Source organism: Candidatus Methylomirabilota bacterium (assembly GCA_036001065.1).
Lineage (GTDB): Bacteria > Methylomirabilota > Methylomirabilia > Rokubacteriales > CSP1-6 > MNEF01.
In genome coordinates this window covers 1-18,499 of the sequence record DASYUQ010000225.1, presented here as the reverse complement: position 1 = coordinate 18,499, position 18,499 = coordinate 1, and the positions used below count along the sequence as shown (strand labels likewise).

21 protein-coding genes and 4 tRNA genes are annotated in these 18,499 nt (G+C 71.4%); all 25 read left to right on the top strand.

Annotated features, from left to right (window positions below; all coding sequences use genetic code 11):
- Positions 1-18 precede the first annotated feature (18 nt).
- The gene (gene prfA, locus VGV13_21710; GenBank protein ID HEV8643696.1) at positions 19-1,089 is read left to right on the top strand and encodes a peptide chain release factor 1; all 1,071 of its coding nucleotides are present in this window, start codon (positions 19-21) and stop codon (positions 1,087-1,089) included.
- Positions 1,089-1,988, top strand: coding sequence for a peptide chain release factor N(5)-glutamine methyltransferase (prmC, locus tag VGV13_21705; GenBank protein ID HEV8643695.1), 900 nt, complete (start codon positions 1,089-1,091; stop codon positions 1,986-1,988). The genes prfA and prmC overlap by 1 nt, the downstream gene beginning before the upstream one ends.
- Complete coding sequence (gene murA, locus VGV13_21700) at positions 1,988-3,241, top strand: UDP-N-acetylglucosamine 1-carboxyvinyltransferase (GenBank protein ID HEV8643694.1); 1,254 nt, start codon at positions 1,988-1,990, stop codon at positions 3,239-3,241. The genes prmC and murA overlap by 1 nt, the downstream gene beginning before the upstream one ends.
- Complete coding sequence (hisG, locus tag VGV13_21695) at positions 3,238-3,885, top strand: ATP phosphoribosyltransferase (GenBank protein HEV8643693.1); 648 nt, start codon at positions 3,238-3,240, stop codon at positions 3,883-3,885. The genes murA and hisG overlap by 4 nt, the downstream gene beginning before the upstream one ends.
- Positions 3,882-5,189, top strand: a complete 1,308-nt coding sequence (gene hisD, locus VGV13_21690; GenBank protein ID HEV8643692.1) for a histidinol dehydrogenase — start codon at positions 3,882-3,884, stop codon at positions 5,187-5,189. The genes hisG and hisD overlap by 4 nt, the downstream gene beginning before the upstream one ends.
- 11 nt (positions 5,190-5,200) lie before the next feature.
- Positions 5,201-5,791, top strand: coding sequence for an imidazoleglycerol-phosphate dehydratase HisB (gene hisB / locus VGV13_21685; GenBank protein ID HEV8643691.1), 591 nt, complete (start codon positions 5,201-5,203; stop codon positions 5,789-5,791).
- The gene (gene hisH, locus VGV13_21680) at positions 5,788-6,408 is read left to right on the top strand and encodes an imidazole glycerol phosphate synthase subunit HisH (protein ID HEV8643690.1); all 621 of its coding nucleotides are present in this window, start codon (positions 5,788-5,790) and stop codon (positions 6,406-6,408) included. The genes hisB and hisH overlap by 4 nt, the downstream gene beginning before the upstream one ends.
- Positions 6,405-7,136, top strand: coding sequence for a 1-(5-phosphoribosyl)-5-[(5-phosphoribosylamino)methylideneamino]imidazole-4-carboxamide isomerase (hisA, locus tag VGV13_21675; protein ID HEV8643689.1), 732 nt, complete (start codon positions 6,405-6,407; stop codon positions 7,134-7,136). The genes hisH and hisA overlap by 4 nt, the downstream gene beginning before the upstream one ends.
- Positions 7,136-7,903 carry an imidazole glycerol phosphate synthase subunit HisF gene (hisF, locus tag VGV13_21670; protein ID HEV8643688.1) on the top strand — a complete coding sequence of 256 codons (768 nt, stop codon included), beginning with the start codon at positions 7,136-7,138 and terminating at the stop codon, positions 7,901-7,903. Before hisA ends, hisF begins: the two co-directional genes overlap by 1 nt.
- Positions 7,900-8,532, top strand: a complete 633-nt coding sequence (gene hisIE, locus VGV13_21665; GenBank protein ID HEV8643687.1) for a bifunctional phosphoribosyl-AMP cyclohydrolase/phosphoribosyl-ATP diphosphatase HisIE — start codon at positions 7,900-7,902, stop codon at positions 8,530-8,532. Before hisF ends, hisIE begins: the two co-directional genes overlap by 4 nt.
- Positions 8,533-8,539: 7 nt before the next feature.
- Positions 8,540-9,064: a hypothetical protein gene (locus VGV13_21660; GenBank protein ID HEV8643686.1), complete on the top strand. Its 525-nt coding sequence runs from the start codon at positions 8,540-8,542 to the stop codon at positions 9,062-9,064.
- A gap of 4 nt (positions 9,065-9,068) precedes the next feature.
- Positions 9,069-9,830 carry an ABC transporter permease gene (locus tag VGV13_21655; protein HEV8643685.1) on the top strand — a complete coding sequence of 254 codons (762 nt, stop codon included), beginning with the start codon at positions 9,069-9,071 and terminating at the stop codon, positions 9,828-9,830.
- A gap of 7 nt (positions 9,831-9,837) precedes the next feature.
- Positions 9,838-10,581 (top strand): ATP-binding cassette domain-containing protein, encoded by a 744-nt coding sequence (locus VGV13_21650; GenBank protein ID HEV8643684.1) that lies wholly within the window; start codon positions 9,838-9,840, stop codon positions 10,579-10,581.
- A gap of 31 nt (positions 10,582-10,612) precedes the next feature.
- A complete protein-coding gene (locus tag VGV13_21645) occupies positions 10,613-11,800 on the top strand; it encodes an MlaD family protein (protein HEV8643683.1) in 1,188 nt (395 codons plus the stop codon).
- Between the two features lie 4 nt (positions 11,801-11,804).
- A complete protein-coding gene (gene radA / locus VGV13_21640; protein ID HEV8643682.1) occupies positions 11,805-13,166 on the top strand; it encodes a DNA repair protein RadA in 1,362 nt (453 codons plus the stop codon).
- 4 nt (positions 13,167-13,170) lie between these two features.
- On the top strand, positions 13,171-14,178 hold the full coding sequence (locus VGV13_21635) for a TRAM domain-containing protein (protein HEV8643681.1): 1,008 nt from the start codon (positions 13,171-13,173) through the stop codon (positions 14,176-14,178).
- A gap of 1 nt (position 14,179) precedes the next feature.
- Positions 14,180-14,845 carry a 2-C-methyl-D-erythritol 4-phosphate cytidylyltransferase gene (gene ispD / locus VGV13_21630; protein ID HEV8643680.1) on the top strand — a complete coding sequence of 222 codons (666 nt, stop codon included), beginning with the start codon at positions 14,180-14,182 and terminating at the stop codon, positions 14,843-14,845.
- A complete protein-coding gene (gene ispF / locus VGV13_21625; protein ID HEV8643679.1) occupies positions 14,842-15,321 on the top strand; it encodes a 2-C-methyl-D-erythritol 2,4-cyclodiphosphate synthase in 480 nt (159 codons plus the stop codon). The genes ispD and ispF overlap by 4 nt, the downstream gene beginning before the upstream one ends.
- A gap of 26 nt (positions 15,322-15,347) precedes the next feature.
- The gene (cysS, locus tag VGV13_21620; GenBank protein ID HEV8643678.1) at positions 15,348-16,820 is read left to right on the top strand and encodes a cysteine--tRNA ligase; all 1,473 of its coding nucleotides are present in this window, start codon (positions 15,348-15,350) and stop codon (positions 16,818-16,820) included.
- Entirely contained in the window at positions 16,817-17,569 is a 753-nt protein-coding gene (gene rlmB, locus VGV13_21615) for a 23S rRNA (guanosine(2251)-2'-O)-methyltransferase RlmB (protein HEV8643677.1), read from the top strand. Before cysS ends, rlmB begins: the two co-directional genes overlap by 4 nt.
- Before the next feature lie 54 nt (positions 17,570-17,623).
- Positions 17,624-17,698 (top strand) — tRNA-Thr (locus VGV13_21610).
- A 39-nt stretch (positions 17,699-17,737) separates the two neighbouring features.
- Positions 17,738-17,823, top strand: a tRNA-Tyr gene (locus VGV13_21605).
- A 27-nt stretch (positions 17,824-17,850) separates the two neighbouring features.
- Positions 17,851-17,925 (top strand) — tRNA-Gly (locus VGV13_21600).
- A 170-nt stretch (positions 17,926-18,095) separates the two neighbouring features.
- Positions 18,096-18,171: transfer RNA gene (locus VGV13_21595), tRNA-Thr, on the top strand.
- 40 nt (positions 18,172-18,211) lie between these two features.
- The coding region (locus VGV13_21590) for a GTP-binding protein (protein ID HEV8643676.1) at positions 18,212-18,499 on the top strand (288 nt) is incomplete at its 3' end.

The following is an 18,499-nucleotide window of genomic DNA, read 5'->3' as shown; positions in this document are numbered from 1 at the left end:
GCCGGGTGATCCACGATGCTGTTTGACAAGTTGCGGCAGATCGAGGAGCGCTCGGAGGGGCTGGCCCGGGCCCTGGCCGATCCCCGAATCTACACTCAGCCCGCCGAGTTCGCCCGTCTCCGCAAAGAGCACGCCGAGACCCTGGAGATCGTGGAGCGCTTCCGCGAATACCGGGAGGTTCTCAAGCGGCTCGGCGAGGCCCGGCGCATCCTCGCCGAGGGCGGCGATCGCGAGCTCCAGGAGCTGGCCCAGGGGGAGATCCAGGAGCTGTCCGCCAAGGAGGCCGTGCTGGAGGCGGAGCTGAAGCGCCTGCTCGTCCCCCGCGACCCCAGTGACGACAAGAACGTGTTCGTGGAGATCCGCGCGGGCGCGGGCGGCGACGAGGCCGCGCTCTTCGCCGCGGACCTGGCCCGCATGTACACGAAGTACGCTGAGCGGCAGCGCTGGAAGGTCGAGGTGATGGACGCCAGCGCGACCGGCGTCGGTGGCTACAAGGAGATCATCCTCTTCGTCCAGGGACGCGGCGCCTGGAGCCGGCTGAAGTTCGAGCGCGGCGTCCACCGCGTGCAGCGCGTCCCCGTCACCGAGTCCGCCGGGCGCATCCACACCTCCACCGTGACGGTCGCCGTGCTGCTCGAGGCCGAGGACGTCGACGTGAAAGTCGATGAAAGGGACCTGAAGGTGGACGTCTATCGCTCGTCCGGCCCCGGCGGGCAGGGAGTCAACACGACCGACTCGGCGGTGCGTATCACGCACCTGCCGACGGGGCTGGTCGTCACCTGCCAGGACGAGCGTTCGCAGCTCAAGAACCGCGCCAAGGCGCTGCGGGTGCTCAAGGCGCGGCTGCTCGAGCGCGCGCAGCAGGAGCAGCAGGCGGCCATCGCGGCGGATCGGCGCAGCCAGGTGGGCACGGGGGAGCGGAGCGAGCGCATCCGGACCTACAACTTTCCGCAGGCGCGCGTCACCGACCACCGCATCGGTCTCACGCTCCACCGGCTCCCGGCGGTTCTGGATGGCGATCTGGACGAGCTGATCGAGGCGCTGGCCGCGGCCGAGCAGGCCGAGCGCCTGGAGCGGGTGGCTCACTGATGCCCCCGGCGACCAGGGTGAGGGGACGGGAGCTCCTCGACGCGGCGATCGCGCGGCTGGCGGAGGCCGGCATCGGGATGGCGGGCGTCGACGCGGAGTGGCTGCTCGCCGGTGTGCTCGGGGTGCGCCGCTTCGACCTCTATCCGGCGCTCGCCCACGAGCTGGAGGAGGGGCTGGCGACACGCTTCGACCATGCGGTGAGCCGGCGTGCCCGGCGCGAGCCGCTCCAGCGGATCCTCGGCTGGGAGGAGTTCCGGGGGCTCCGGTTCGTCCTGACGCCGGCGGTGCTCGTCCCGCGTCCGGAGACGGAGATGCTCGTCGAATGGGCGGTCACGCTGCTGCCGCCGCCCGCGCCCCGCCGGCGACCGCTGGTGGTCGACGTCGGCACGGGCTCGGGCTGCATCGCCTGCGCTCTCGCCCACGAGCGGCCGGACGTCGATCTCATCGCGACCGACACGTCGCTGGCCGCCCTCGTGCTCGCCCGCAGCAACGCCCGTCGGCTCGGCCTCCAGGAGCGCGTTCGGCCTGTCGCCGGCGACCTCCTCGCGGCGATCGGCTCCGCGAAGGCCGATCTGATCGTGTCGAATCCGCCCTACCTCCCCACCGATCTCCTGGCCGAGCTGATGCCGGAGGTGAGGGATCACGAGCCGCGGGCGGCGCTGGATGGCGGGGCCGACGGCTTGCGGGACCTTCGGCGGCTCGTCGCCGAGGCCAGGCGAGCGCTGAGGCCTTCGGGTGCGCTCGTGCTCGAGACGGCCGGTGGCGCTCAGGCGGCCGAGGTGAGCGCGCTGGCCCGGGCCGCGGGGCTCGCGCAGGTGACGGTGCGGCGCGACCTCGCCGGCATCGAGCGCTTCGTGGCCGCCCGCACGTCCGCGGAGACGAATTCGGAGACCGCCTGATGCCCGCCAGGCTCGTGATCGAGGGCGGTGTGCCCCTCAGGGGGTCGGTCGCGGTGAGCGCCGCGAAGAATGCCGCCCTGCCCGCGCTCACCGCTGCTCTGCTCACCGCCGAGCCGCTGGTCTTGACGAACGTGCCCGACCTGCAGGACGTGAAGACGATGATCCGGCTGCTGGAGACGCTGGGGGCGGCGGTCGACCGCGCCGGGGGCCGGGTGGGCGCCCGGGTGGAGCGGGTCACGAACGAAGTCGCGCCCTACGAGCTGGTCTCCACGATGCGCGCCTCGGTGCTGGTGCTGGGGCCGCTGGTCGCGCGCCACGGCACGGCGCGGGTCGCGCTGCCGGGTGGATGCGCCATCGGCCCTCGGCCGATCGACCAGCACCTCAAGGGACTGACCCGGCTGGGGGCCGAGATCACGATCGAGAATGGTTACGTGGTGGCGCGGGCCAGCCGCCTCAAGGGGGCGCGCATCGCGACGGATCTGGTCACGGTCACCGGTACCGAGAACCTCATGATGGCCGCCGCCCTCGCCCAGGGGACGACGGTCATCGAGAACGCGGCCCGCGAGCCGGAGGTGGTCGACCTCGGGGATCTCCTCAACACCATGGGCGCCCGCATCCACGGGGCGGGGACGGTGCGGATCGAGATCGAGGGTGTCGCCGACCTGGGCGGCGCCACCCACACGATCGTGCCCGATCGGATCGAGGCGGGCACCGTCATCGTGGCCGGGGCGATCACGGGGGGCGACGTCACCGTCACCGGTCTCGTCCCCGATCACGTCTCAGCGGTGCTGGCGAAGCTCGAGGAGTGCGGGGTGGCGCTCGAGGTCGGACCCGGCCAGGTGCGCGTGCGCGGGCCCGAGCGGCCGCGGCCGGCCGACGTCACCACGAGCCCGTTTCCCGGCTTCCCCACGGACATGCAGGCGCAGCTCATGACCCTGCTGGGCCTGGCCGACGGCCAGTCGCGCGTGACCGAGACGATCTTCGAGAACCGGTTCATGCACGCGGCCGAGCTCGTCCGGATGGGCGCCTCAATCGAGACCGAGGGCTCGACCGCCATCATCCGCGGAGTGCCGTTCTACCAGGGCGCGCTGGTCATGGCCTCGGACCTCCGCGCCTCCGCGGCGCTCGTGCTGGCCGGGCTCGCCGCGCGCGGACGCACCGAGATCTCGCGCGTGTACCACCTCGACCGGGGCTACGAGCGGCTGGAGGCCAAGCTGGCGGGGCTGGGCGCGCGGATCGAGCGGCGCGCATGAAGGAGCGACTGACGCTCGCGCTGCCCAAGGGCCGGCTGCTGGACGGCGCCCTCGAGCTGCTGCGGGAACTCGGGGTGGACGGGGTGGACGCGGAATCCCGCCGGCTCATCTTCAACGACGCGCGTCGGGGACTGCGGCTGCTGTTCCTCAAGCCGGCGGACATCCCGGCCTACGTGACCTACGGCGCGGCGGACCTCGGGATCGTCGGCCGGGACATCCTGCTCGAGCAGGAGCCGGACGTGTACGAGCCGCTCGACCTGGGGTTCGGCTTCTGCCGGCTGGTGGTCGCCGAGCCGCGGGAGCTCTGGGAACGCGACGATCCCGCCAAGTGGTCGTGGGTGCGGGTGGCCACCAAGTATCCCCGGATGGCCGAGCGCTACTTCTCCGAGCGCGGCATCCAGGTCGAGATCGTGCGCCTCGACGGCTCCATCGAGCTGGCGCCGCTGGTCGGGCTCGCCGAGCGCATCGTCGACCTCGTGCAGTCGGGGGAGACGCTGCGGGTCAACGGACTGGTCGAGGTCGCGGAGATCGCCCGCTCGACGGCGCGGGTCATCGTCAACCGCGCCTCGATGAAGACGGAGCACGCGGCGGTCACGAGGCTGATCGAGGAGATGCGCGCCCGCACGACGAAGGTGGGCCGATGATCCGGACCCTGGACGCGCGGAGCCTCGGCGTCGAGCGCGTGGCCGGCGCCTTGGCGCGCCCTCCCGCCCGCGTGGCCCCCGAGATCCAGCGCGCCGTCGAGGGCATCGTGGACGCGGTGCGAGCGCGGGGGGATGCCGCACTGCTGGAGCTGACGGCGCGCTTCGACGGCTTCTCCGCCCCCGCCGCAGCGGCGCTGGCGATCCCCCGCGGGGAGTTCGAGGCCGCCGAACGGGCGGTGTCGCCGGCGGCTCGGGCGGCGCTGGTGTACGCCGCCGAGCGGATCGAGCGCTACCACGCGGCGGCGCTGCCCAAGTCCTGGCGCGTCACCGACGAGCACGGCTCCGTCCTCGGCCAGGAGGTGCGCCCCATCGAGCGCGTGGGCATCTACGTGCCCGGCGGGCGCGCGGCCTATCCGTCCACGGTGCTGATGACGGCCGTTCCCGCGCGGGTGGCGGGCGTGCCGGAGATCGTGCTGGCGACGCCGCCGGGGCCGGAAGGGCGCGTGAACGAGACGGTGCTGGCGGCCGCGCGGATCGCCGGCGTCACCGAGGGCTATCGGATCGGCGGCGCCCAGGCGATCGCGGCGCTCGCCTACGGCACCGCGACCATTCGTCGCGTCGACAAGATCGTGGGCCCGGGCAACATCTACGTGGCCCTGGCCAAGAGCCGCGTCTTCGGCGAGGTGGGCATCGACATGGTGGCCGGACCGAGCGAGGTCGTGGTCGTGGCCGACGCCGGCGCCGATCCGGAGGAAGTCGCCGCCGACCTGCTGGCCCAGGCCGAGCACGACCCGATGGCCCGCGCCGTGCTCATCACCGATACGCCCGATCTGCTGCCGGGCATCGGCGTCGCGCTCGAGCGCCAGCTGGCGCGGCTGCCGCGGCGGGCGATCGCCGCCGAGGCCCTGGCGGCGAACGGGGCGCTGATCGTCGTGGCCTCGCTCGACCAGGCCGTCGAGCTGGCCAATCGGCTGGCGCCCGAGCACCTCGAGCTGCTGGTGCGGGTGCCCCAGGCGCTGCTGCCGCGCGTGCGGCACGCGGGCGCGGTGTTCGTCGGCGGCCAGACGCCCGAAGTCGTGGGCGATTACGTGGCGGGGCCGAGCCACGTGCTGCCCACGGGCGGCACCGCGCGCTTCTCCTCGCCGCTCGGCGCCGAGGACTTCGTCAAGCGGTCGAGCATCATCGAATACTCGCGCGCGGGCCTGGCGGCGGCCCTGCCGCATCTGAGGACGCTGACCGATATCGAGGGCCTCGGCGGCCACCGGGCCGCGGCGGAGGTCCGCGCAAAGGGAGACACCGCATGAGCCCCGAGCCGCTGGTCCGGCAGGCGCGCGTCGAGCGGAAGACCAAGGAGACCGAGGTCACGCTGCACCTGAACCTGGACGGGACCGGCGCGTCCAAGGTCAGGACACCGATCCCGTTCTTCAGCCACATGCTGGAGGCGTGGTCGAAGCACGGGCTCATGGACCTCGGGGTCGAGGCCAGCGGCGACGTCGAGGTGGACATCCACCACACCGTGGAGGATGTCGGGATCGTCCTGGGCCAGGCGCTGCGCGAGGCGCTCGGCGACAAGAAGGGGATCGCCCGCTACGGTACCGCGTTCGTTCCCATGGACGAGGCGCTGATTTCGGCGTCCGTCGACGTCTCCGGCCGCCCCTACCTCGTCTTCAACGTGCCGGTGGCGCGCACCCGGGTGTCGAACTTCGACCTGGACATGCTCCCGGAGTTCTTTCGCGCGTTCGCCTTCAACGCGGAGATCACGCTGCACGTCACGATGCAGTACGGCCACAATCTGCATCACATCACCGAGGCGGTCTTCAAGGCGGTCGGGCGGGCCCTGGCGGAGGCGACCCGGCTCAACCCGCGGATCGCCGGCGTCGTTCCCTCGACCAAGGGGAGCCTGTGATCGCCGTCATCGACTACGGGCGCGGTAACCTCGGGTCCGTCGAGAAGGCGTTCGAGCGGGTCGGCATCCCGGCCCTGATCACGCAGGATCCAGGCTTCGTCGACGAGGCGGAGGCGGTGGTGCTGCCGGGTGATGGAGCCTTCCACGACGCCATGGCCAACCTCGAGCGGCTCGGCCTCATGGCGGCGCTGCGGCGGGCGCTTGACGGGCGGCGACCGTTCCTGGGCATCTGCCTGGGCTACCAGCTGCTCTTCTCGACGAGCGAGGAGTTCGGCCAGGGACGGGGGCTCGACGTCATCCCCGGCGTCGTGCGGCGGTTCCCCCCCGGCCGGAAGGTCCCCCACATGGGATGGAACCGCGTCGAGCACGGGGGCCGGCTCCAGTTGTTTGCCGACATCCCGGACGGTGCCCACTTCTACTTCGTGCACTCCTATTATCCGGTGGTCGCCGAGAGCGCCGGTTCGGTGCCCACGGCGTGGTGCGAGTACGGCGCCAGGTTCGCCGCCGCCATCGAGCGGGGACGGATCCATGCGACCCAGTTCCACCCGGAAAAGAGCCAGCGCTGGGGGCTCCGGCTGCTCGAGAACTTCGCGGCGCTCGTCAAGGGCGGGGGATGATCGTCATCCCCGCCGTCGACATCCGCCACGGGCGGTGCGTCCGCCTGCGCCAGGGCCGCGCCGATCAGGAGACGGTCTTCTCTGACGATCCGGTGGCCATGGCCAGGCACTGGGCCGACCTGGGCGCGGCCCGGCTCCACGTCGTCGACCTGGACGGGGCCTTCACCGGCGCCCCCCGCCACGCGGCCCTCATCGCCAAGCTCGTCGCCGAGGTCGCGCCGGTGGCCGTGGAGGTGGGCGGCGGCCTGCGCGACGCGGCGGCGATCGAGGCGGCGCTCGAGACGGGGGCGCGCTGGGCGGTGGTGGGCACGCGCGCGGTGCTGGATCCGCCGTTCCTGGCCGAGGTGTGCCGCGCCTTCTCCGACCGGATCATCGTGGCCGTCGACGGCCGCGGGCAGCAGGTCGCGATCAAGGGCTGGACGGACGTCGTGCCGGAGACCGTGGCCGACGCGGCCAAGCGGGCGCGCGAGGCCGGGGCGGCGGCCATCCTCTACACCGACGTCAGCCGGGACGGCACCGAGCGGGGCCCGAACCTCGAAGACACCACGATGCTGGCGCGGACGATGGGGATCCCGGTGCTGGCCTCGGGAGGCGTGGGCACCATCGAGGACCTCAGGCGCCTGGCCGCCATCCGCGGCGTGATCGGCGCCGTGGTGGGCCGCGCGCTCTACACGGGCGCCATCGACCTGGGCGACGCCCAGGCAGCGGTGACCACGGTGAGCGGCTGATGCTGGCCAAGCGCGTCATCCCCTGCCTCGACGTCAAGGACGGGCGTGTGGTCAAGGGCGTGCGCTTCGTCAACTTGACGGATGCCGGCGATCCGGTGGCGGCCGCCCTGGCCTACGACGCCCAGGGCGCCGACGAGCTGGTCTTCCTGGACATCACCGCCTCCCACGAGAATCGGAAGATCATGCTCGACGTGGTCGCGCGGACGGCGGAGGGGATCTACATGCCCCTCACCGTGGGCGGCGGCATCCGCGGGATCGACGACGTGCGCCAGCTACTGCGCGCCGGCGCCGACAAGATCTCGCTCAACACGGCGGCCCTCGAGCGCCCCGCGCTGATCCGGGAGGCCGCCGAGCGCTTCGGCAGCCAGTGCATCGTGGTCGCCATCGACGCGCGGCGGGAAGCCTCGACGCCGTGCTGGGGCGTCTACACGCACGGGGGGCGACGACCGGCCGGGCGCGACGCGCTCCAGTGGGCGGGCGAGGCCGTGCGTCTGGGGGCCGGAGAAATCCTGTTGACGAGCATGGACCGCGACGGCACCAAGGACGGCTACGATCTCGAGCTGACGCGGGCCGTGGCCCAGGCGGTGGACGTCCCCGTGATCGCCTCGGGCGGCGCCGGCTCCCTCGAGCACCTCCGGGAAGGGCTGGTGGAGGGGGGCGCCGACGCCGCCCTGGCCGCGTCCATCTTCCATTTCGGCATCCACACGATCGCGGAGGCCAAGGCCTATCTGCGCGATCGAGGCGTCGAGGTGCGCCTTCAGCCATGACGCGCGACGATCTGAAGTTCGACGAGCGCGGTCTCATCCCGGCGGTTGTCCAGGAGGCGGACACGGGGGAGGTGCTCATGGTCGCCTGGATGGACCGGCCGGCGCTCGACGCCACCCTCGCTACCGGCCTCACCCATTTCTGGTCCCGCTCACGCGGCGGGCCGTGGCGCAAGGGCGAGACCTCGGGCCATGCCCAGCACGTCCAGGCCGTCTACGCCGACTGCGACGGCGACACGCTGCTGGTCCAGGTGCATCAGGACGGCGTGGCCTGCCACACCGGCAACCGCACGTGCTTCTTCACGGCGGTGCAGGGCGGGACGGCGGGGGCCAACATGCTCGAGCGGCTCGAGCGCGTGGTGCAGGCGCGCCAGACGGCGCCTCCGGCCGGCTCCTATGTGGCCGGCTTGCTGGCCAAGGGAGAAGCCGCGATCGCCCGCAAGATCGGTGAGGAAGCCAGCGAGGTCATCACGGCCGCGCTGGGCGGCGAGGGTGACCGGCGTGTCGTCGAAGAGGTGGCGGACCTGTGGTTCCACACGATCGTCCTGCTCGGCGCGCGCGGCATTCTGCTGCGCGACGTCCTCAAGGAGCTGGCGCGGCGGCACCAGGCCCGCACAACGCCCCACGCGTGACGGACGGGTGAGCGCGCGGCGTCCGGGCGTGGTGCTGGCCGGCTTCGTGGGGGCGATCGCCACGCTCGCGCTGGCGGCGGGATGCGCCGGTCGACGCGTCGACCACGGCGTGTTTCACTCGTCGAAGGGATACCGGGTGACGGTGCCGGGCCCGGACTGGGCCGTGGTGGAGCGGAGCCGCGCCGACCTGGAGCTGAGGCATCGCGGCGGGGACGCCGGCATGCTGGTCAACGCCGCCTGCGACGGCGCGGCGGCGCGCCGGCCGGCCGGACTCCTCACGCGGCGGCTGCTGGTGGGGCTGCGGGAGCGCACCGTCATCGAGCGCGGCGAGGTGTCGGTCGACGGGCGCCAGGGCACGCGCACGATCGTGGAGGCCCGGGGGGAGACGGAGGGGCCGCGGCTCAAGATCGAGACCCTGACGGTCACGGATGCGCGGTGCGTGTACGACCTGATCTATGCCGCCCCGGCCGAGACCTTCGGGGACTGGCGAGGCGACTTCGACCGGTTCGTCGCCAGCTTTTTCACGGAGTAGGCGGATGGACGCATACCTGAGACGGACGGCGATGTGGTACGGCGGCCTCGGGCTGCTGAGCGGCAGCGTGATGCGCAACCTGGCCCTGCCGCCGGCGTATTTCCAGCACGTGGTCCGCGAGATCGAAATCATGGGTGTCCGGTCCCTCGGCGTGGCCCTGACGGCCGCGGTCTTCACCGGCATGGTGTTCGCACTGCAGAGCGCGGTCAACATGGCCCGATTCGGCGCCGAAAACTATGTGGGTCCCCTGGTGGCCCTGGCGATCCTCCGGGAGCTGGGCCCCGTGCTGACGGCGATTCTGGTCGGCGGCAAGGTGGCCTCCGGCATCACCGCGGAGCTGGGCTCCATGAAGGTCACGGAGCAGATCGACGCGCTGCGGACGCTCGGCGTCAACTACGTCAAACGGCTCATCGTCCCCCGCATGCTGGCCGCGCTCGTCGTTTTCCCCCTCCTCACCGTGCTGGCCGACGTGCTGGGCGTGGTGGGGGGCATGGTGATCATGTTCCTGGAGCGGGGCGCCGACATGTGGGCCTACTGGAACGCCACCACGTACTGGGTCGTGCCCAAGGACTTCCTCATGGGTATCGGCAAGAGCGTCGTCTTCGGGGCCATCGTGACGTTGATCGGCTGCTACAACGGGCTCTCCACCGAGGGCGGCACCGAGGGGCTGGGCCGGGCCACCACCGCGACCGTCGTGCACGTCACCATGGGCGTGATCATTTCCGACTTCTTCCTGACCAAGCTGTTCCTGATCCTGTTCTGGTGAGGGTCGCGTGGACGAGCCGCTCGTCGAGGTGATCGAGGTCTGGAAGGCGTTCGACGCCGGGGACGTCCTCCGAGGCGTGTCGCTGGCGCTGGCCAGGGGGGAGACCTTCGTGGTGATGGGCGGCAGCGGCTCCGGCAAGACGGTGCTGCTCCGCCTGATCGCGGGTCTCCTGCGGCCGGACCGCGGGCAGATCCGCCTGTTCGGGCGGAACATCGAGCACCTGGCGGAGGAGGAGCTGCTCCCGCTCCGCAAGCGGATGGGCTACGTGTTCCAGGGCGCGGCGCTCTTCGACTCGCTGACGGTGTACGAGAACGTGGCCTACGCGCTGCGGGAGCATACGAGCCTGGACGAAGCCTCGATCAGGGAGCGCGTCGTGCACTTCCTCTCCCAGGTCGGATTGAACGGGGACGTGCTGACACTGCTGCCGGCCGAGCTGTCGGGCGGGATGCGGAAGCGGGTGGGGATCGCGCGGGCCCTGGTCAACCAGCCCGAGGTCATGCTCTTCGACGAGCCCACCACCGGCCTCGACCCCACCAACGCCAAGCTGGTGAGCGCGTTGATCTCCCAGGTGCACGTCGGCGTGTGCGACACTGCGATCGTCGTCACCCACGATTTCGAGCTGACGAGAACCGTCGCCGACCGGGTGGCGATCCTGATCGACGGGCGGTTTGCCGTGGCGGGGCCGCTCAACGCCGTGCTCGGCTCGAGCGACCCCGCCGTGCAGGCGTTTCTGGCCGGCGAGGCGAGGTGAGCGTATGAACGAGCAGCAGCGAGAGTGGGGGATGAAACTCCGGGTGGGCGTGTTCGTCCTGGTGGCGCTGGCGGCATTTCTGGGGATGATCTACGCGCTCGGCGCCCGCGCCCGTCTGTTCGAGGCGCGCTACACGGTCCACGCCGAGTTCACCGAGGTGGGCGGGCTGACCGAAGGCGCGACGGTGCGCCTGGCCGGCGTGCAGATCGGCCGCGTGACCGGCGTGCACCTGCCCGGCCAGCCCGGGGGAAAGGTGCGCGTGGACCTCAGCATCACCAGGCAGTACGCGGATCGCGTCCGCCGCGATTCGGTGGCGCGCATCGAGACGCAGGGGTTGCTCGGCGACAAGATCATCGAGATCACGGTGGGGACGGGGTCGGCGCCCGTCGTGCAGCCGGGCGAGACGCTCGCCGCGCGCGATCCAACAGACCTCGGCCACATGATCGGCGAGACCGGTCAGGTCGTCCGGAACGTCTCCGCGCTGGCCGAGAGTCTCCGGAAAACCGCGGAGGCCTTCAACCAGGCGAAGATCATCGACGACGTCGCCGCGGCGACCTCCTCGGCCCGTCGCGCGACCGACCAGCTGGCCCGGATCACCACCGAGGTCGAGAAGGGCCGCGGGTGGGCGCACGCGCTCATCTACGAGGAGCCGGTGGCGCTCAAGCGGCTCGCCGAGCTGCTGGCGACGACGCAGGCGCTGCTGGACCGGGTCGAGCGCGGCGAGGGGGCGGTGGGCGTGCTGACCTCCGCCCGGAGCACCGAGGCCGCCAAGAAGTTCGTGGCGGCGATGGACCGGCTCGGCCAGCTTGCCGAGCGCAAGGGAGTCGAGGGCCGGGGAGCCGAGGACGGTCTGCTGCCGGCGTTGCTCTTCGACCCCGCCTACAAAGCGGTGCTCGAGGACCTGCGGGTCGTGGCCCGGAACTTCCGCGACGTCTCCGACCGGATCGCCGGCGGCCGGGGGACGCTGGGGAGCCTGGTGCGCGACTCGTCCGACGACGGCGGCCTCCGGCTGGCGGTGGAGGATCTCCGCGTGGCGGTCGCGAATCTGAAGTCCATCACGGAGAAGATCAACGAGGGGGAGGGAACGCTCGGAGCCCTCATCGCGGACCCCACCCTCTACGAGCGGCTCGTGAACATTCTCGACGGCACCCAGCGCAGCTTCCTGCTCCGGTCGCTCATCCGCGGCCTGGGCAAGGACAACAAGGACAAGAAGGAGTGAAGGATTGAAGGAGCGGAACGTCTGGCGCTGCCAGCAGTGCGGCTTCGCGAGCCCGAAGCCCGGCACCTGCCCGGACTGCAAGCGCGCCACCGGCGAGCTGGTGACGCTGGTCGAGGAGCGCGTGGCGCCCCCGTTCGCCGGGCGGCGGGCGGCGCTGCCGCCGAGCCGGCCGCGCCCGCTGCGCGAGATCGCGATGGAGCGCACCGACCGCGTTCACACCGGGATCGGCGAGCTGGACCGCGTACTGGGCGGCGGCGTCGTGCCGGGATCCCTGGTGCTGATCGGCGGCGACCCGGGCATCGGCAAGAGCACATTGCTGTTGCAGGCGGCCCGGGCCCTGGCGGCGACGGCGCCGCCGGTGCTCTACGTCTCGGCCGAAGAGTCGGCCGCCCAGGTGAAGCTCCGCGCCGAGCGGCTGGGGATCGGGGGCGATGGGCTGCTCCTCTGGGCGGAGAACGATCTGGCCCAGGTGCAGGCCGAGCTGGACACCGTCAAGCCTCGGTCGCTCGTCATCGACTCGATCCAGACGGTGTTCCTGCCCGAGCTCGAATCGGCCCCCGGCAGCGTGGCGCAGGTGCGCGAGTGCGGCGCGCGCCTGATGACGCTTGCCAAGGGGCGCGACATGGCCACGTTTCTCGTCGGTCACGTCACCAAGGAAGGCGCGCTGGCAGGACCGCGCGTCCTCGAGCATCTCGTGGACACGGTGCTGTACTTCGAGGGCGAGCAGCACCACGCCTACCGGGTGCTCCGCGCCGTGAAGAATCGCTTCGGCTCCACCAACGAGATCGGGGTCTTCCAGATGGCCGACCGGGGCCTGGTGGAAGTGAAGAACCCGTCCGGCTTCTTCCTCGCCGAGCGGCCCCAGGACGCGCCGGGCTCGGTGATCGTCGCCGGCCTGGAGGGCACGCGGGCGCTGCTCCTCGAGCTGCAGGCGCTGGTCGCGCCCGCCTCGTTCGGCACCCCTCGCCGGACCGTGCTCGGCGCCGATTACAACCGCGTCTGCCTCCTCCTGGCGGTCCTGGAAAGGCGGGCGGGCGTCCCGCTGGGCAGTCAGGACGTCTTCGTCAACGTGGCGGGCGGCGGGCGCGTCGTCGAGCCGGCGGCGGACCTCGGCGTCGTCGTGGCCGCGGCGTCGAGCTATATGGATCGCCCGGTGCGCGGCGATGTCGTGGTCGTGGGCGAAGTGGGGCTGACGGGGGAGGTGCGGGCGGTGACCGGGCTCGTGGCGCGGCTGAGCGAGGCCGCGCAGCTCGGGTTCTCCGAGGCGGTGGTGCCCCAGAGCAACCTGATCGATGGTCCTCGGCTGCCGCTCCAGACCCACGGGGTGGCCACGGTGCAGGCGGCCCTGGACGCCCTCCTGAGGTGAGGCGGTGACGCTGGCGGCCATCCGGACGGCCGTCGTCGCGCTGGCGGCCTGGGCGGGCGCCGAGCTGGCGCCGGCGCTGGAAATCCCGGTACCGGCCGGCGCGCTGGGAGGTGGCGTGCTCGGCGGCCTCGCGGTGTGGCTGGAAACGCGCGCCGTGGGGGTGCCCGTGGAGCGGCTCTTCTGGGGGACCGTCGGCGGCTTCTTCGGGCTCATCGCCGGGCTGGCGGTAGGGGCGGCCGCGGCCTCGCTGATTCCGAACGCGGGCATGGCCGGGATGGGGCTGCCGGCGCTGCTCGGTGCTTACCTGGGCGCGGCGACGGCGCTGCGCCGGCGGGCCGATCTCGAGCCGGTCTCGGCGGTGCTCTTCCCGGGGACGACGCGGCGGAGCGAGCTCAGCAAGATCCTCGACACCTCCGTCATCATCGACGGCCGCATCGCGGACCTCTGCGAGACCGGCTTCATCGACGGCGTCCTGGTGGTCCCGCAGTTCGTCCTGCGCGAGTTGCAGCAGATCGCCGACTCGTCGGACCCCCTCCGGCGGAACCGCGGCAAGCGCGGCTTCGACGTCCTGCAGCGGCTGCAGCGCAATACGAAGGTCAAGGTGGAGATCACCGAGCTGGACTTTCCCCACGTCAAGGAAGTCGACCGCAAGCTCATCGAGGTAGGCAAGACGCTGGCCGGCAAGGTGCTGACGAACGACTACAACCTAAACAAGATGGCGGAGCTCTCCGGCGTGGCCGTCCTCAACATCAACGAGCTGGCCAACGCGCTCAAGCCCGTCGTGCTGCCGGGCGAGCTGCTGCACGTCCACGTGCTGCGCGAGGGCCGGGAGGCCGGGCAGGGCGTGGCCTACCTGGACGACGGCACGATGATCGTCATCGATCAGGGCAAGAAGTACCTGGGCCAGACCGTCGACGTCACCGTGACGAGCGTGCTCCAGACGACGGCCGGCCGGATGATCTTCACGCGGCTCCGCGAGGACGAGCCGGGTTCGGGGCACCGCGGTGCGTAGCGTGGCGGTGGTCGTTCCCGCGGGCGGGGTGGGGACGCGGCTCGGCCGTCGCACGCCCAAGCAGTTCCTCAGACTCGGGGACGTCCCCATCCTCGTCGCCACCGTGCGGCACTTCGCGCGCCACCCGGCCGTGCAAGCGGTCGTCGTCGCGGCCCCGAACGCCCAGACCGGGCGGGCGGCGCGACTCCTGGCGCGCCTGGGGCGGCGGGTGGCGGTGGTCGCGGGCGGGGCCACCCGGCAGGAGTCGGTGTGGCGCGCCCTTCAGGCCACGCCGGCCGATGCCGAAATGGTCGTGGTCCACGATGCGGTCCGCCCGTTCATCACGCGCCGGCTCGTCGACGCCGTGCTGCGCGCCGCGCGCCTCCACGGCGCCGCCGTCTGCGCCCTGCCGATCGCCGAGACCGTGAAGCGCGTGCGCGGGGGATTCGCCGAGGGAACGCTCGACCGCTCACAGCTCTGGGCCGTGCAGACCCCGCAGGCCTTCCGGGCGGCGCTCCTGCGCGAGGCGCACGAGAAGGCGCAGCGGGACGGGGTCGTGGGCACGGACGACGCCATGCTGGTCGAGCGCCTGGGGCATGCGGTGTGCGTCGTCCCGGGCAGTGAGACGAACGTGAAGATCACGACGCCGGCCGACCTCCGGCGCGCGCGCGCGTGGGTGCGGACGTGAACCGCGTGGGATTCGGCTTCGATCTGCACCCCCTGGCGCGCGACCGGGCCCTGGTCCTGGGGGGCGTGACCGTCCCCTCCGAGGTCGGCCTGCGCGGGCACTCCGATGCCGACGTGCTCGCCCACGCGGTGGGGGAGGCGCTGCTGGGCGCTCTGGCGCTGGGCGATCTCGGGCGCCACTTCCCGGACACCGATCCGCAGTACGGCGGCGTCTCCAGCCTCGTGCTGCTGGAGCGCGTGATGGAGCTGGTGCGGGGGCGGGGTGGCCGGCTGGTGAACGTCGACGCCACCGTGCTCGCCCAGGCGCCGCGCCTGGCCCCGTACCTCTCCGAGATGGCCAAGCGACTGGCCGACGCGCTGGCGGTCCCCGTCGACGTCGTCAGCGTCAAGGCCAAGAGCCCGGAGGGCCTCGGTGTCGTGGGCCGCCGCGAGGGCATCGCCGCCATGGCCGTCGTCTCCGTCGAGGTGGGCGAGTGAGCGCCGGGGATCGCCGCGGAGGGCCGGTGAAGATCTACAACACGCTGACGCGCACCAAGGAGGAGCTCGTCCCGCTGACGCCGAACGAGGTGCGGATGTACGTCTGCGGGGTGACCGTCTACGACGTCTCCCACGTCGGGCACGCCCGGAGCGCCATCGTCTTCGACGTGATCCGCCGCTATCTCGCCTTCAAGGGCTATCGCGTCACGTTCGTCAAGAACTTCACGGACGTGGACGACAAGATCATCAAGCGCGCCCAGGAGGAGGGGGTGTCGCCGTCGGAGCTGTCGGAGCGCTACATCGCCGAGTTCTACCAGGATATGGCGGCGATGGGCGTCCTCCGCGCCGACATCGAGCCCAAGGCGACCGAGCACATCCCCGAGATGATCGCGCTGATCGAGCGGCTGCTCGCCGGCGGCTTCGCCTACGTGGTGGACGGCGACATCTACTTCCAGATCCGCCGGTTCCCCCGCTACGGGCGCCTCAGTGGCAAGAACCTGGACGAGCTGCTGGCCGGCGCCCGGGTCGAGGTGGACGAGCGCAAGCGTGATCCCCGCGACTTCGCGCTCTGGAAATCGGCCAAGCCCGGCGAGCCGTCCTGGCCGAGCCCCTGGGGCGATGGGCGGCCGGGCTGGCACATCGAGTGCTCGGCCATGTCTATGCGGTACCTCGGCCAGTCCTTCGACATCCACGGTGGCGGCGAGGACCTCATGTTCCCCCACCACGAGTGCGAGATCGCCCAGTCCGAGGCGGCCACGGGCCAGCCGTTCGCGCGGTACTGGATCCACAACGGGTTCGTGAACCTCGGCGCCGAGAAGATGTCGAAGTCCCTCGGCAACATCCTGACCATCAGGGAGCTCGTGAAGCGCCACGACTCCGACGCGCTGCGCCTGTGGCTACTCGGTGCTCACTATCGTAACCCCATGGAGTTCGCCGAGGAACGCGTGCGCGAAAGCGCGCGGGGGCTCGAACGACTCCGAGGGCTCATCATCGAGGGGGAACGTCTGCCGGCGCCCGGCATCGGTGGCTGGTACCCCAACGCGCTCGAGCCGGGGCACACGGAGGCTTGGCTGGCCGCCATCGGGGATGGCGAACTCATCAGACGGGCTCATCCGTGCGTCGAAGGGTTCACGGATGCGATGGACGATGACTTCAACACGCCCGAAGCCCTGGCCGCCCTGTTCGATTTGAGTCGTGAGCTGTACCGGCATCGAGAAGCGGTCGGCCCGGGGGGGAAAGGCGCGGACGCGTTCGCGAATGGAGTCCGTCTCCTGGCCAGACTGGGCTCTGCCCTCGGACTCTTTCAGCGCCCGGCCGAGGGGGTCGCCCCGTCGCCCGCCCTCGCCGCGCTGGCCGACCCCCTGGTCGCCGAGCGGGAACAGGCCCGGAGCCAGCGAGACTGGAAACGAGCCGATGAGCTACGCGAGGCGCTTCGGAAGCTCGGCGCCACCGTGGAGGACACGCCGACCGGCCCGCGCGTGAAGTGGGAGCGGATATGAGCGAGGGCGTGGCCTACGGTCGCAACCCCGTGCTCGTGCTGCTCCGTAGCCGCGCCCGGCGCGCGGACGAGGTGGCGGTGCTGGCCGGCGCGCGCGGGCCGCTGGCCGAGGTGGTGGCGCTGGCACGCCGGGCGGGCGCGAAGGTTTCCTACCGCACGCGCGATCAGCTCACGGCGATGGCCGGCTCGCCCGATCACCAGGGGGTGGTGGCCAGGGTGGCGTCGGCGGAGTACGTCGACCTCGCCGCGCTGCTGCAGATCCCCGAGGAGCGGGGCGAGGCCGCCTTCTTCCTGGCGCTGGACCAGATCCAGGATCCCCGCAACCTGGGCGCGCTCCTGAGAACGGCCGATGGGTTCGGGGTCCACGGGGTCATCGTCCCGAAGCACCGCCAGGTCGGCCTCACGGACGCTGCAGCCCGGACCGCCATGGGAGCGCTCGAGACGGTTGCCGTGGCGCGGGAGGCCAACCTCGTGAGCGCGCTCGAGACTCTTAAAAAATCAGGCATTTGGATCTATGGGGCCGCAGTGAGCGACGGCGTTCCCCCCTGGAACGCCGACCTGAAGGGACCGATCTGCCTGGTCCTCGGCAGCGAGGGCGAGGGGTTGAGGCCACTCGTCGCGCGGACGTGCGACGTCCTGGTGACTGTTCCCATGTTCGGGCGTGTCGGCTCACTGAACGTTTCCGCCGCCGGGGCGGTTCTCTGTTACGAGGTCACCCGCCAGCGCCAGGCGGAGCCCAAGGCTCATTGACTGAAAAATCCTTGACTTATCAACAGCCGGAAACTAAAGTGAAGTTTTGTCTGTGCTGGCGTAGCTCAGGGGCAGAGCAACTGCCTTGTAAGCAGTGGGTCGGGGGTTCAAGTCCTCCCGCCAGCGCCAGCGTTTCCAAGGGGTTCGCATACACGTGCCGGCAGGTCCGGGGAGGTACCCAAGTGGCCAAAGGGGGCAGACTGTAAATCTGCTGGCGTACGCCTTCGGGGGTTCAAATCCTCCCCTCCCCACCACTTGCGCGGACGGCCGGGGAGACGAGGGCGGGAATAGCTCAGCGGTAGAGCGCCAGCCTTCCAAGCTGGGGGTCGCGGGTTCGAATCCCGTTTCCCGCTCCATGTTCTGCGAGCCACAGGATGGCCGCGGGCTGCTGGGCGAGCCGCGGGGCGGCCAGGGGCCGGGGCCCCTGCGCCCGAGGCGAGCGAAGCCTGAGAGTCCCGCGCGTCCGAGGCGAGCCAATGAAGACTCTCGCGAGCGAGCCGATGACGAAGTCGTTCCTGTGATCGGTGCCCATGTAGCTCAGTCGGCAGAGCGCGTCCTTGGTAAGGACGAGGTCTCCGGTTCAATCCCGGACATGGGCTCCACCCTATTCGGGGGCGCCGCGGTCAACGGAGGTCGCTGAGCATGGCGAAGGCGAAGTACGAGCGGACGAAGCCGCACGTGAACATCGGGACGATCGGGCACATCGACCACGGCAAGACGACGCTGACGGCGGCGATCACGAAGGTGCTGCACACGAAGAACAAGCAGATTGCGGTGCGGGAGTACGGCTCGATCGACAACGCGCCGGAGGAGCGGGAGCGGGGGATCACGATTGCGGTGGCGCACGTGGAGTACGAGACGGCCAAGCGGCACTACGCGCACATCGACTGTCCGGGGCACGCGGACTACATCAAGAACATGATCACGGGG

Excerpts from the sequence above, each read along its gene's own strand:
- prmC (HEV8643695.1), top strand. The coding sequence starts at position 1,089 with ATGCCCCCGGCGACCAGGGTGAGGGGACGGGAGCTCCTCGACGCGGCG.
- murA (HEV8643694.1), top strand. The coding sequence starts at position 1,988 with ATGCCCGCCAGGCTCGTGATCGAGGGCGGTGTGCCCCTCAGGGGGTCG.
- hisG (HEV8643693.1), top strand. The coding sequence starts at position 3,238 with ATGAAGGAGCGACTGACGCTCGCGCTGCCCAAGGGCCGGCTGCTGGAC.
- hisD (HEV8643692.1), top strand. The coding sequence starts at position 3,882 with ATGATCCGGACCCTGGACGCGCGGAGCCTCGGCGTCGAGCGCGTGGCC.
- hisA (HEV8643689.1), top strand. The coding sequence starts at position 6,405 with ATGATCGTCATCCCCGCCGTCGACATCCGCCACGGGCGGTGCGTCCGC.
- hisF (HEV8643688.1), top strand. The coding sequence starts at position 7,136 with ATGCTGGCCAAGCGCGTCATCCCCTGCCTCGACGTCAAGGACGGGCGT.
- hisIE (HEV8643687.1), top strand. The coding sequence starts at position 7,900 with ATGACGCGCGACGATCTGAAGTTCGACGAGCGCGGTCTCATCCCGGCG.
- VGV13_21655 (HEV8643685.1), top strand. The coding sequence starts at position 9,069 with ATGGACGCATACCTGAGACGGACGGCGATGTGGTACGGCGGCCTCGGG.
- VGV13_21645 (HEV8643683.1), top strand. The coding sequence starts at position 10,613 with ATGAAACTCCGGGTGGGCGTGTTCGTCCTGGTGGCGCTGGCGGCATTT.
- rlmB (HEV8643677.1), top strand. The coding sequence starts at position 16,817 with ATGAGCGAGGGCGTGGCCTACGGTCGCAACCCCGTGCTCGTGCTGCTC.